10 protein-coding genes are annotated in these 12785 nt (G+C 61.6%); 7 read left to right on the top strand and 3 right to left on the bottom strand.

Annotated features, from left to right (window positions below; translation table 11 throughout):
- Nucleotides 1–432: 432 nt before the first annotated feature.
- The 3 genes from FHR22_RS11835 (at nucleotide 433) to FHR22_RS11825 (ending at nucleotide 4352) form a co-directional block, all read left to right on the top strand.
- Nucleotides 433–726 carry a hypothetical protein gene (locus FHR22_RS11835; RefSeq protein ID WP_166942415.1) on the top strand — a complete coding sequence of 98 codons (294 nt, stop codon included), beginning with the start codon at nucleotides 433–435 and terminating at the stop codon, nucleotides 724–726.
- Between the two features lie 147 nt (nucleotides 727–873).
- Nucleotides 874–4119, top strand: coding sequence for an amidohydrolase family protein (locus FHR22_RS11830; RefSeq protein WP_166942412.1), 3246 nt, complete (start codon nucleotides 874–876; stop codon nucleotides 4117–4119).
- Nucleotides 4120–4157: 38 nt separating this feature from the next.
- Nucleotides 4158–4352: a 2-oxo acid dehydrogenase subunit E2 gene (locus tag FHR22_RS11825; RefSeq protein ID WP_166942408.1), complete on the top strand. Its 195-nt coding sequence runs from the start codon at nucleotides 4158–4160 to the stop codon at nucleotides 4350–4352.
- A gap of 441 nt (nucleotides 4353–4793) precedes the next feature.
- On the opposite strand, the gene FHR22_RS11820 is transcribed toward FHR22_RS11825, so the two are convergent.
- Nucleotides 4794–7001, bottom strand: a complete 2208-nt coding sequence (locus tag FHR22_RS11820; protein WP_166942405.1) for a TonB-dependent receptor — start codon at nucleotides 6999–7001, stop codon at nucleotides 4794–4796.
- Between the two features lie 339 nt (nucleotides 7002–7340).
- Here FHR22_RS11820 and FHR22_RS11815 point away from each other — a divergent pair, with 339 nt between their 5' ends.
- Both FHR22_RS11815 and FHR22_RS22540 read left to right on the top strand, forming a co-directional pair.
- Nucleotides 7341–8510, top strand: coding sequence for an aminotransferase class I/II-fold pyridoxal phosphate-dependent enzyme (locus FHR22_RS11815; RefSeq protein ID WP_166942401.1), 1170 nt, complete (start codon nucleotides 7341–7343; stop codon nucleotides 8508–8510).
- A 47-nt stretch (nucleotides 8511–8557) separates the two neighbouring features.
- The gene (locus FHR22_RS22540; protein ID WP_279588412.1) at nucleotides 8558–8689 is read left to right on the top strand and encodes a hypothetical protein; all 132 of its coding nucleotides are present in this window, start codon (nucleotides 8558–8560) and stop codon (nucleotides 8687–8689) included.
- Between the two features lie 153 nt (nucleotides 8690–8842).
- On the opposite strand, the gene FHR22_RS11805 is transcribed toward FHR22_RS22540, so the two are convergent.
- Nucleotides 8843–10264 carry an MATE family efflux transporter gene (locus FHR22_RS11805; protein ID WP_208417632.1) on the bottom strand — a complete coding sequence of 474 codons (1422 nt, stop codon included), beginning with the start codon at nucleotides 10262–10264 and terminating at the stop codon, nucleotides 8843–8845.
- Nucleotides 10265–10361: 97 nt separating this feature from the next.
- Nucleotides 10362–11339 (bottom strand): NADP-dependent oxidoreductase, encoded by a 978-nt coding sequence (locus FHR22_RS11800; protein WP_166942398.1) that lies wholly within the window; start codon nucleotides 11337–11339, stop codon nucleotides 10362–10364.
- A gap of 130 nt (nucleotides 11340–11469) precedes the next feature.
- Here FHR22_RS11800 and FHR22_RS11795 point away from each other — a divergent pair, with 130 nt between their 5' ends.
- Together FHR22_RS11795 and FHR22_RS11790 are read left to right on the top strand one after the other, a co-directional pair.
- The gene (locus tag FHR22_RS11795) at nucleotides 11470–12015 is read left to right on the top strand and encodes a TetR/AcrR family transcriptional regulator (protein ID WP_208417631.1); all 546 of its coding nucleotides are present in this window, start codon (nucleotides 11470–11472) and stop codon (nucleotides 12013–12015) included.
- A 230-nt stretch (nucleotides 12016–12245) separates the two neighbouring features.
- Complete coding sequence (locus FHR22_RS11790; RefSeq protein WP_166942395.1) at nucleotides 12246–12764, top strand: SDR family oxidoreductase; 519 nt, start codon at nucleotides 12246–12248, stop codon at nucleotides 12762–12764.
- Nucleotides 12765–12785 lie beyond the last annotated feature (21 nt).

The following is a 12785-nucleotide window of genomic DNA, read 5'->3' as shown; positions in this document are numbered from 1 at the left end:
CCTGCACCTCCGCTCCGATCTGCCGATTCGTAGACATTTGATGTTTATCGTACAATAAATATCTATCATAATGCACTGTGCATATTTTTCCGATCAGCCGATAAGATGGTCAGCGCGCGCCGAATGCAGCATCGCGCGAGCTAGCGCATTGGTTTGATAGTCGCTCAAGAAGACTTACCAAAAACCTATACAATATGTGGAATTTTTCTAGGAAGGCATGGGGCGGCACGGACTAATCGGCGATCGCACGATCCGTGCCTTGGGACGTGAGGCCATTTCAATTATCTTGTACGACGTATAATATAACTTGTGCTACGTACAATGAAAATGTAACAAAAGCGTCGCGGACGGGACTGTCCGCGTTCCGGGCGAGTCATCCGTCTCCGTCATGCGCGGGGAAATGGGGGCGGTACGGAATTTCGGGGAGGCAAGATGATGTTGCTGAAGCAGTACGACGGGAGCAGCTTTGCCTGTAGTTTGAAAGTACTGACGTTGGGCACAACGGCGATCGCCAGTCTTGCCCAGCCTGTATATGCCCAAGAGTCGGCCGCTGATCCCGAGCAGGCCGCCGAGGAAGGCGTCCTCGGCGCCACGTTCGATGCCACGGAGAAAACCCAGTTCCGCCTCCCGGAGAATCATATGCTCGACACGCCGCCGATTTTCCCCACCCGTATCGGCGATCTGCTCGGCCGCTCCTTCACGGTTCGCGTTTTGCACGCATTCTAGGGTTCGGCAGGCCCCTATTCCGGCTTGGCGTTGTCACGCTCGCAATCCGACCTTGGCGGTTGCAAGCGGTAGCGGACCAGCCGGCGGGCCGGTTTCGCGACGACAGGTCGGGAACCGCCGATATAGTTCGTTAAAGGGAGTATCGCTTTGTTGAAAAATCGATCGAAGCATGGCGCGCTGGCTGCGATTCTCAGCGCCATTCTAATGCTGCCTTCAGTGGGGCATGCACAGCTCCCGTTGCAGCCCGAGCGCAAGATCGAGTTCCAGACCGATGAGGGTACGTGGATTTCTCTAGACGTCTCACCCGACGGCAGGACGGTCGTGTTCGATCTGCTGGGGCAACTCTACACGGTTGCGATCGGAGGCGGCGAAGCCAGGCCGATCACCAGCGGTATGGCCTTTAACAGCCAGCCCCGCTTTTCGCGCGATGGGCGTCAGATCATTTACATCAGCGATCGCGGCGGCGCCGAGAATGTGTGGATATCCTCGGCCGACGGATCGAATGCGCGGCAGATCAGCCAGGACCGACAGGCCGAGTTCGCCTCGCCGATCTGGCTCGAGGACGGCAAGCAGGTCCTCGTGTCACGCCGCAAGCTCGATGGCGCTTTCGAACTCTGGCAATATAATGTCGACGGCGGGTCGGGCGTGCAGGTGACAGAGGCCACGGAGGATAAAAAGGCCCCTTCCACTGAGGAGGCAAACGCTATCGGCGCAACGGCTTCGGCAGACGGAAAATATATCTATTACGCCCGGCGCGGCGCCGATTTCGATTTTACGCCCGAATATCAGGACTTCATTCCCAAGTCGCAGATTATGCGCATCGATCGCACCACTGGCGAAGAGGCGCAAATCACCCAGTCGATCGGAGCCGCTTTCCGGCCGCAGATATCGCCCGACGGAACTATGCTCGCCTATGGCACGCGCCAGGGCGCGCAAACCGGGCTGAAGATGATCGACTTGCGGACCCGCGACGAGCGCTGGCTGAAGCTGCCGGTGCAGCCCGACGACATGGAGTCGGAATATGGGAGCGCGTTCAATCGCGATATCCTGCCAGGTTATGCGTTCACGCCCGACAGCAGGGAAGTCGTCCTGACCTATGGCGGCAAGATCCATCGCATCGACGTGGCAAGCGGTCAGGAAACCGAGGTGCCCTTCGCGGCGCGGGTGTCGCAGGATATAGGACCGCTCCTTTCCTTCCCGACGCGCGTGGAGCAGGGGCCGGTCAAGTGGCGGGTGTTTCAGGGCGCCAGCCAGGCCCCAGACGGAGGCAAGCTGGCATTCTCGGCCGCGACGCATATCTACACGGCCGACCTCGGCGGCACGCCGAAGCGACTGACGTCATCGGGCGACAACGAGTTTCAGCCGATCTGGTCACCCGACGGGCGCTGGATCGCCTATGTGACCTGGTCGACGAACGGCGGTCAGGTCTGGAAGGTCCGCAGCGAGGGCGGCAAACCGGTTCAGATCAGCCGTGTCCCCGCCTATTATCGCGATCTCGCCTGGTCTCCCGACGGTGCGACGATTGTGGCCCTGCGCGGACCTCGCCAGTGGCAACTCGACAAGCCGTCGGAGTTCCTCGTCGGGCGCGAGTTGCTCGAACTCATCGCGCTGCCGGCGGCGGGCGGGGAGGCGAAAGCGATCGGGTCGGTGGAGAACGCCCAGCGGCCGCATTTCGTCGCGAGTCAGCCGGACCGCGTCTACGTTTCCACCACCGCCGGGCTCGTCTCCATGCGCCTCGATGGCGCCGACAAGCGTACGCACATCAATATCCTTCTCAATGGCGAACCGAAAATGCAGGACACCGGCGGTGCCGAGGTCCAGATCAGCCCCGACGGGCGCTGGATCGCGGCAAGATCAGCCAATATCGCCTATCTGTTTCCGGCCCCGGCACTCGGCGGCAAGCCGGTCGATGTCGATCTCGCACCCGGAGCCTGGTCCAAAACGAGCATCCCGGTCCGCAGGCTCAGCGGACTTGCCGCGGACTCGATCGACTGGTCGGGCGACGGCACGACGATCGTGTGGACGGTCGGTGCGACCTTTTTCCGCCAGCCGGTTTCGGCGGCATGGTCCGACCTTGGCAAGCCCGAAGAAATTGCCGTGAATCTCGAATTCCCGCGCGCGACGCCGCGCGGCACAATCCTGCTGCGCGGCGCGCGAACGATCACGATGCGGGGGGACGAAATTATAGAGGATTCGGATATTCTCGTCCGCGACAACCGCATCAGCAAGGTCGGGCCATCGGGCTCCTTCGACGTGCCCGCGGATGCCCACATTGTCGACGTCGCCGGCAAGACGATCGTCCCGGGCTTCTTCGACCTGCACGCGCACTGGACCAATATCCGGCGCGGCGTCCTGGACCCGGCGAACAACTGGAACTTCGCCGCCAATCTCGCTTATGGCGTAACGACCGGTCGCGACGTGCAGACGCTGACCTTCGATACGCTGGCCTATCAGGATCTGGTGGACATGGGCCAGGAGGTCGGCCCGCGCACATATTCGACCGGCCCCGGCGTCTTCTGGACGACCGATTTTCAGTCCTATGAGCAGGCGCGCGACTATCTTGCCGCATACAAGAAGAATTATCGGCTGAACTACATCAAGGCCTATCTCACCGGCAACCGGCAGCAGAGACAGTGGCTCATTCAGGCTTCGAAGGAACTCGGACTGATGCCGACGACCGAGGGGCATTCCGATACCGAACTCGACCTCACGCACATCCTCGACGGCTTTGCCGGCCTTGAACACAGCATGCCGACAACGCCGCTCTTCAAGGACGTTGTCGAAGCGATGGTACAGTCGAAGGTCACCTACACCCCGACTTTGGTCGTTTCCTATGGCGGCCCGCTCTCCGAGGATTATTTCTACGAAACCACCGAGGTCCAGAACGACCCGAAACTGCGGCATTTCGTTCCCAACCATATTCTCGATGCGATGACGCGCCGACGGCCGGTCTGGTCGAGCGAAAATGAATATGTCTTCAAACGACTGGCGACCGAGGACAAGAAGCTGGTCGATGCCGGAGCCCGGGTGGCGGTCGGTTCGCACGGGCAGCTTCAGGGCATCGCCTATCACTGGGAATTGTGGCTGCTTGCGAGCGGCGGCATGACCCCGCTCGAAGTCCTTCGCGCGGCCACAATGCATGGGGCAGAGGGCCTCGGCCTCGAACAGGATCTGGGCAGCATCGAGGAAGGCAAACTCGCCGATCTCGTGGTGCTGGCGAAGAACCCGATCGATGACATCCGCAACACCAACAGCATCGTGGAAGTGATGAAGAACGGTGTGCTTTACGATGGCAACACCCTCGACGAGATGGCCGACGGCGGACGCAAGCAGCCGAAGGCATGGTGGGTGGACGACCTGCCGAACGAGATCAAGGGAGCAACGGCGCAATAGAAACGAGCGCCGACGGTGCCGGCGCAGATGATTGGAGAATGCAAAAGGGCGAAGACGTCCTGCACCGCTTCAAGCGTGTAGATGTATCGAGGACGGTGGCGATCGAGGACGGACTCGTAACGCCGGTCTTGTGCGGCGTGGAGGCGCTGTCGCTGTCCGCCATTGCCAAGGTGTTCATGGCAGTATTCCGCGATCTCGTCGAAACGCCGCTCGTCATTCTGGGCTCACGATAAGGCGCCGGCGCGGCGCCCCATCGCTTCGGGCAGCCCGGCACCGTCGCCGCAGGTGCCCGCACCTGGACGCGGCACAGCGGCTGTTCGATCCGGTTGGCACCTTTGCAGCGTTCCGCCGCCGGGCGGCGATCAACATGACCATGGCCGGAGTGATCCTGGCGAACGGCCAAGTGTAATCAGCGCGGGCCGCTACGCGCGCCCGCGATGAACATCGGTGATGTCAGGGGACGCGGCCGGCGCTCTCGGCTCGCTGCAACCACAGCTGCGAAATTGTAGCGCAGCGATTTCGGAATGACCTTCGATCGGTCTGGCATCGCCAGGGCTGCGCGGCCTGTTGGATGGCGCGCCTCGTTGCGGAGGCCCCGCAAAAAGCGAAGGCCATGCCGCCGCCGCGCGCTTCAGAGAGCGGGCGACAGCGACATGGCCTTGCGGACATTTGGCTCAATACTGGTAGCGAAGCGCGACCGAGAATGTGCGGGGCTGAATGATGTTCAGCGACACCGGACCGTCCGCATCCAGCGTTCGCTGTGTGACGCCGTTGAAGCCTCGTTTGTCGAAGAGGTTCTTCGCGAGCAGCGAGAGCGTCCACGGACCCTTCGTGATCCCGGTGCGCGCATCGAAGGTGACATAGCCAGGCAGGCGCGAACGGACGGCGTCGGGGACGGTCCGGAATTCGCCGCTCACTGCGCTCGTGTAATAGAGGCTCGCGCCGGCAAAGAAGTTGCTCTCTGGGCCGATCTCCTTGTCGAAATCGGCATTGGCGGCGATCTTCCACTTGGGAGCGTAGGGGAGGGGATCGCCCTTGAAGCCGAACTGACCCGACGGGATATCGCGATCGAGCTTCGCATCGACGTAGCTGCCGGTCGCACCAATGCTGAACTCGGGCGAGATCTTGTACGCGAGATTGGCCTCGACGCCGCGGCTGCTCGCCTTGCCGACGTTGTCGGTGTAGCTGAGCCCCGTATCGGGCGATTGGACGCGAAGCTGCAGCTTTGTCCAGTCGACATAGAAGCCGGCAAGTTCGAAGGTCACACGTCCGCCATCGAAGGAGCCCTTGATACCGGCTTCATAGTTGGTGACACGGTCGGGATCATATTGTTCGACCGGGGCTGCCGTTCCATTGCTGCCGCCCGGGCGGTAACCCGTTGCGACGCGCGCATAAAGGGTCACGTCCGGCGTGATCTTGTAGCTGGGCGCAACGGTGAAGGTTGTTGCAGAGCCGCTGGCCCGGTTTTCGACGGTCGACGGTCCGCCTGCGAACAGGCCATCGGAAATGGTGAGCGAACGCTGGCGGTTCTCCGAATAGCGGATGCCGCCGGTGATTTCGAGTTCGGGTGTGAAATGCACCGTTCCCTGGGCGAAGCCGGCATATTCCCGATACCTGCCATATGCCGTCGACTGGAGAAGCGAGACGCCGATATTGATCGGCTCGCCCGTTACCGCGTCAAAGGTCGGGAAGGACACGTTCGTGGTCGAGCGTTCGCGCGAATAATAGCCGCCGAGGACAAAGTCGAACATATCGCCCACCTTGCCGGCGAGGCGAAGTTCTTCCGTCAGCTTGTTTTGCGAAATCGCATATGCACCGGCATAGCCAAGATCGTCGAAACCGAAGCCGTCAGGGAAGAAGGGCGCGAACGCCGAAGTCTGGTCCTCCGATGACCGGGTGCGTACCTGGTTGTAACTGGTCGTCGAGCTCAGTTCGCCCCAACCAAGGTCATACGCGATCGTGGCATAGTGGAGGCGAACGCGCGTGCGCTGGAATTCCGAGCCCGCGGCGCGCCGCTGATCATAGTCGCCGTACAGACTTTCGAGCGTGGCGGGATCGGCGTCGATCTGGGTGAAGCCGTTGGCATTCTTGTTCGTGCCGATCGTCGCGAGGCTGATGCGGAGCGCTTCGACGGGTTCTGCCGCCAGTGCGACGCGCCAGCCCTTGGTGCGAATGGCATCAAGGTCTTTACGGCCGAGGCCGTCGTCGTCGACGAATCCTGCATCGCGGCGAATATAGCCGCTCGCCAGAAGCGCGACCTTGTCGGTAACGAGCGGAACGCTGACGCGCCCGCGAACCGCAAAACCTTCGTCGCCGTGGGCAACGGTCGAACCTTCGAGCGAGGCGGCCGCTTCGACGCGCGAGAGGTTCGGAGCAACCGTCACATATTTCAGCAGGCCGCCGATGTTGCTCGCGCCGTAAAGCGTGCCTTGCGGGCCGCGGAGGATTTCGACACGCGAAAGGTCGATCGAATCGATTTCGGGCGTGACGAGACCGCCCGCGCCATCGCCGTTGCTGGCGCCCACGGGCGCCTCGTCGATGTAGGTTGCAACGGTGGACGCGTAGCCCGCACCGGTCGAAATGCCGCGGATGGTGAGTTGCTGCTGGCCAAGGCCGCGCGCGTTCAGCGACAGGCCCGGTACGCGAGCCACATAATCCTCGAGCGTGTCGGCGCTCTGGGACTGAAGGTCGGCGCCTCCCAGCACGGCGATCGACGACGGAACATCCTGGAGACGCTCTTCGCGTTTCTGCGCCGTGACGACGATCTCGGCGGACTCGTCGGCGCCGGGCGCTGACTGAGCATAAGCAGGCGATGCCAGCCCCGCCATGATCGATGCGCCGCAGCTAGCTCCCAGCAGGACGGCAAGTTTAGATGATTTCATTCCCTGATCCTCCACCTGATCCATTTTCTGTACTATTTATTGTACGACGTTCAATGATTTTGGGCAAGGAGGTTTTGCTGAATTTTGGAATTATTCATCGTTTTTTTGGGCTAAGAAACCGAAATTTGCGAATAAATTTGTTCAGTGGACAATGATATACGGGAAATATATCATGCGCCACCAATCGAATGTTCGTTCGGCATTCGGGCGGCGCGCGTCGCCGCCGCCGCGTCCGGCATCGTCACAGGGTTGGACGCAGTGCTCGGGTTGCCGGCAGTCGGCATGTGCAAACAGGAACGCCGGAGGCGGTCGAACTGCCTGGCATAGGAAGGATAAGCGATGGTTGCCCAGATTGAACCGTTTCACGCCATTGCGATCAGCAAGATGGCGCATGAACTCGCGGCGGCTGGGCGTTCCGTCATTCATATGGAATTCGGCCAGCCGTCGACCGGTGCGCCCTCGGCTGCCATCGCGAAGGCACATGAGGTGCTCGATTCCGAGGCCATGGGCTATTGGGAAAGCGCGCCGCTCAAGGAGCGGATCGCCCGCCATTATCTCGAAAAATACGGTGTCGCGATCGTGCCTGAGCAGGTGATCCTGACCTGCGGCGCGTCACCCGCGCTGGTCCTCGCGCTTTCCTCGCTCTTCGAGCCCGGTGAGCGCGTGGCCTTCGCCCGCCCCGGCTATGTGGCGTATCGCAACACTGCGAAGGCCCTCTACCTCAATGCGCAGGAAATCGGATGCGGTCCGACCGAGCGCTTCCAACTCACCGCGGCGGCGCTCGAAGCCCTCGATCCGGCGCCGGCGGGGATCATTCTGGCGAGTCCAGCCAATCCCACGGGTACAATCATCGCGCCTGACGAACTCGCGGCGATTGTGGACGTGTGCCGTAAGCATGGCATCCGTATCGTTTCCGACGAGATTTACCATGGTCTGAGCTACGGGAGCGCCACGGGTTCGATCCTCGAACTCGCCGACGACGCCATCATTATCAACAGCTTCTCCAAATATTTCAGCATGGCTGGCTGGCGTCTCGGCTGGCTGATCGCACCGTTACCCCTGGTGGATACGGTTCGTGCCCGCATGGGAAATCTGTTTCTCACCCCGCCATCGCTTGCGCAGCATGCCGGCCTCGCGGCGTTCGACTGCGCCGATGAACTCGAGGGGCACATCGCCGTCTACGCCCGCAATCGCGAGATCATGATGAGCGCGCTGCCGGAGATGGGCCTCCGCCAGATCGCGCCGCCCGATGGGGCATTCTACCTCTATGCGAATATCGAGCATCTGACCGACAACAGCCTCGAATTCTGCAAACAGCTTCTCGCCGATACAGGCGTTGCCACCGCACCGGGGCTCGACTTCGATCCCGTGGACGGAGCACGTTATATGCGGTTCAGCTTTGCCGTCTCGACCGATCTTGTCGAGGAAGCAATCCGTCGGATCGCGCCATGGTTTGCCGCCCGGACGAAAACGGCCAATCGCTGCCAAGATTTGGGAGTTAACACCTGATACAGCCTGCCGTTTTGGCGCTTTCATACAATCGGGAACAGGCCACAGTGCTGAACGAAACCGGCCTGTTCGAGCCCGACTGGATCGAGATGCAGCTGGCGCACCAGCCGCAGGGCGTGCGGGGCGTATATAATTCCGCTCGCTACCTCGCGCATCGCCGGCCCATGATGCAGTGGTAGGCTGATTTCTTGGAAAACGCAGAGGCACTGGGGATGCGGGGAAACCGCAAGACTTTTGAGTTTGCTCTGCGCACCGTCCCGGAAATATTGCGACGAGGTCGGATCATAGGCTGGGTCCGCGTCGGTTCGGTCTTGAGAACGCTGACATGCTGCTCAGTCTCGAAGCCCCGGGATCCGGGTAGGCGCGGCGGCGTCAGTCTGCGGATGTGGGTCAAGGACAAGATGACCATGCTTCCAGCTTCCGCGCCGATACCATGCGATGGCGAGCAGGGCGGTAGCGACATTGCTGGCGGGGAAAGACCACCAGATGCCCACGGCGCCCAGGCCCCACCGGACTGACAGGAAATATGCGAGCGGGAACTGGATCACCCATTGCGATACGAGCGCTATGGCGAGCGCGTGGCCCATTCGTCCCGAAGCGCGAAGCACCGCGACGATACAATATTGAACGCCAATCCCGCCCCATGTCAGTGCCATTATCCGAAGAAAGTCGCTGCCGCCGCCGATGACTTGCCGATCGGATGGAACGAAGAAGGCGATTATCGCCGGGGCAGCTGCGAATGCGACGATGCCAAATAGCGAGAGCGCCGCGAAGCCGTAGAGGATACCGAGCCGCGCTATCTTGTCCGCGCGTTCGGTGTTGCCGGCTCCAAGATTCTGGCCGACGAGAGTGGTCAGTGCCATCGACAGTCCGGCGGCGGGAATGGTTACGATCTGCATGATCGTCGAGCCCACGCCATAAGCCGCCGTCGGTAGTGTTCCGAAGCGTACAACCAGAAACGACATCGCCATGAGACCGAGCGCGCGTGTCGAAAGATCGATCGATCCCGGAAACCCGAGCAGGAAGGCTCTACGAATATAAGCCATATCGGGGCGCAGATTCCTGAGTTTGAGGTGAATGCCGTGTCTCCCCCGGAGAAGGATGGCGATCCCGACGACCGAGGCGAGAGCCTGCGTAATCAGCGTCGCGATGGCGGCACCGACAACCCCGCTGGCCGGTATCGGTCCCCATCCGAAGATGAAGAGTGGGTCGAGAATGAAGTTCAGCAATACGGTGGCGAGCATGATCAGAAGCGGTAGCCCGGTTTGGCCGACCCCGCGCAAAAGCGCCTGGAACATGGTGTAGCAGAATATGAAGGCGATGCCGGCAAAAGAGACCCGCATGAAATCGAGCGCGCCCGCGCGAACATCCCCGGCGACATCAAGAGCCGTCAGGATTTGCGGCGCGAGCAGATATCCAGCGGCGCCGAGCAGGATGAAGGTGAGAAGAACCATCATCATCGTCTGGCCGGCGACATGGTCAACCATGTCTTGTCGGCCGGCTCCGGCATATTGTGCGATCAATACCGCCCCTGCCATCGCGAGGCCTGATCCGAGGGCGATGACGAGAAAAGTCACGGGGAAACTGACCGTCACGGCGGCCACCGACGAGGCACCAAGCCGTCCAACCCAGAAAGCGTCCGTCAGCTGATATCCCGTCTGCAACAGGTTTCCGGCGACAATAGGGACAGTAAGCCGCATCAGCGCGGTCCCGATCGGTCCTTCGAGCAACATGTTATGAGATTTTGCTGCCACCACGCGCCCCGTCTGGTCCGATGAGTTTCCGGTTATTCGCAAGGCGCGGTCGCACCCGCATGAGGCGCGCTCCGCGGCAAGAGCTTTGAGGTAATTGTCAGCCGCGAGGGAGGAGAATGAGCTTGCCTTGGGCGCCGCCGGCCAAGCTCACCCCGAGCGCTTCGCGCCAGTCTGCCAGGGCAAATGTCTGCGCTACCGGGATGGAGAAGGATCCCTCGGCGGCCATCTGCCCATAAGTTCCGATAGCGTCCCAGCGAAGCTTGAAACCGCCTTCCGCAGCGATGCTTTCCGCACCGGTTCGCACGCCCGTTCGCTTCGCTCCTTCTGCGTCCGCGATGGTGATGACATGGTTCGGATCTCCACCCGCGATCTCGACAAGATCGGGAAGTGCGCTGACGAAGTCGGGCCGCAAATTGGCCGGCGCCGCATCGAGGACGATGTCGGGCGTCTCGCTGACAAGCGCCCGCACCCGCTCGATCACCCCTTCGCCATGCGGCGTAACCACCGCGCCGAAGGACCGCAGAACGTCGGCGAAAGTCTTGCCCGCGGTCGCGATGACGCGCGCGCCGCGGGCAATCGCCATCTGGACTGCAGCGAACCCGACCATGGTGCCCGCGCCATTGACGAGAATGGTTTGCCCGGCGCGAAGACCCGTCCAATCGAGGTAACGGGCGGCGGTCTCGATCACCATCGGGAGCGCTGCTGCATCGACATGTGACAGTCCGGTGGGGAGCGCGTCCCAGTGGGACAGGATCGCGTACTCCGACGCGCCGGCGGTCGGGTAATCCATGAAGTTTGCTGGCCCGAACACCTCGTCACCCACAGCGACATCATCGACGCCGTGACCCACCGCCGTTACGACGCCGGAGACATCGAGCCCTATTCCGCACGGCAGGCCGCGATATGACATTCCGCGGCAGATCGCCCAGTCGGCCGGATTGAGCCCGCAGGCATGAACTCGCACCGCCACATGCCCAGGACCTGGCGACGGAACACTTACATCCTCCAGCCGCAGCACGTCGGCGGGTTCGCCATGCTGATGAAAGCGGATCGATTTCATATTTGCATCGGTCATAAGGTCACCTCGTGTGGAGCTGCCGTCTTGTATGGACGGTAGAACATGGTAGAGTCAGTAACTGACATATCGTTTTATGTCAGTGACTGTCAATAGGAGTGGTCGGACTGTGCCAAAAGATCGGGGCGATGTGCGTCGCCGCATGCGGGAGGCGGCGCTCGCGCTGTTTTACGAGAAGGGCTATGACGTCACCACGGCTGCCGAGATTGCCGCACGGGCAGGGGTTACCGAGCGCACTTTTTTCCGCCATTTCCCCGACAAGCGGGAAGTCTTGTTCAATGAAAACGAACTGGCGGAGAGACTGGACGTCAAGATTTCGGAGGCCGCGCCGGATCTCGGCGCGCTCGAAGCAGTGATATGGGCCTTCCAGTCGCTCGCGCCCATGTTCGAGGAGAATCTGAAATTTGCCGAACCGGCGCATGCCGTAATTTCGCGCACCCCGGCGCTACAGGAGCGCCAGCTCGCAAAGGCCGCCGCAATCACGCTGGCAATATCCGAAGCGCTTCAACGTCGTGACATCGAGCCGGGCACCGCGAACCTTGTCGCTGCCACGGCGATGGCGGTTACCGCACATGGCCTGCAGGCGTGGAAGCAAGACCCGTCCGTGCCGCTGGTCGATCATTTTGGGGAAGCGCACGAGGCATTGATCGCCATATCGAGCCCGGCGCGCCGATAGCCGCGCCCAAATTGCTTCATTATCGCAATGCTTGTAGCTCGCCTGCGTCGTATCGCTGGGATCGGACAGCGTTATCGGTGAGCCGGTATCGATGATATACCGGCCCCTTGCGACGGATCGTCCCGGCCAGCACCCATCAGCCCTCGCTATATATGCGTTCTTCCCGTGCTATTGGCATATCGTCTGCACTAGGCTGCGGGAGGTGAAAGGATACCAAAGAATCCCGCCCGATGCCCACCGAACATCGACGAAGGCACACGCGCGTGTCGCGGCGGCGGGGCGGTGGACGGTACGCGACCGATCCTGCGCTTGGCGCGGGCCCTAAAGCATTGCGCTCGCAGCGCTTCGGACGGGTCATCAACACGACGAGCGTAGCCGGTCTGCGCACGCACACGCACATGGGCGAATATCTTTACGACATCGCCAAGGCGGCCGTGGCGCATGCGACCAGACTGGCCGCTGTCGAGCTTGGTCGACAAGGGGTCACAGTCAATTCGATTGCGCCAGGCGCGATTGCGACGCCGATCTTCTTCGGCGGCTCTCAGGCGGCGTCGCAGCTAGACCCGGCGCATGCCGAGGGCAAGTTGCGGAAGCTTACGGCGAAGTTGGCCTCTGAGATGCCCCGCCACGTCGCTGGAATGCCCTGGATGTCGCCAAAGCGGCGGCTTTTCTTGCCAGCGCGGACGCAGCTCACGTCAATGGTCATGACTTGGTCATCGACGGCGGGACGGTGGCCGGCGGGTGCGTGAACTTCGAATGAAGCGGGTGCG

This window comes from Sphingopyxis panaciterrae (assembly GCF_011762125.1).
In the GTDB taxonomy this organism is placed as follows: Bacteria; Pseudomonadota; Alphaproteobacteria; order Sphingomonadales; family Sphingomonadaceae; genus Sphingopyxis; species Sphingopyxis panaciterrae.
The sequence above is the reverse complement of the archived record's forward strand: the minus strand, read 5'-3'. Positions and strand labels throughout refer to the sequence as shown.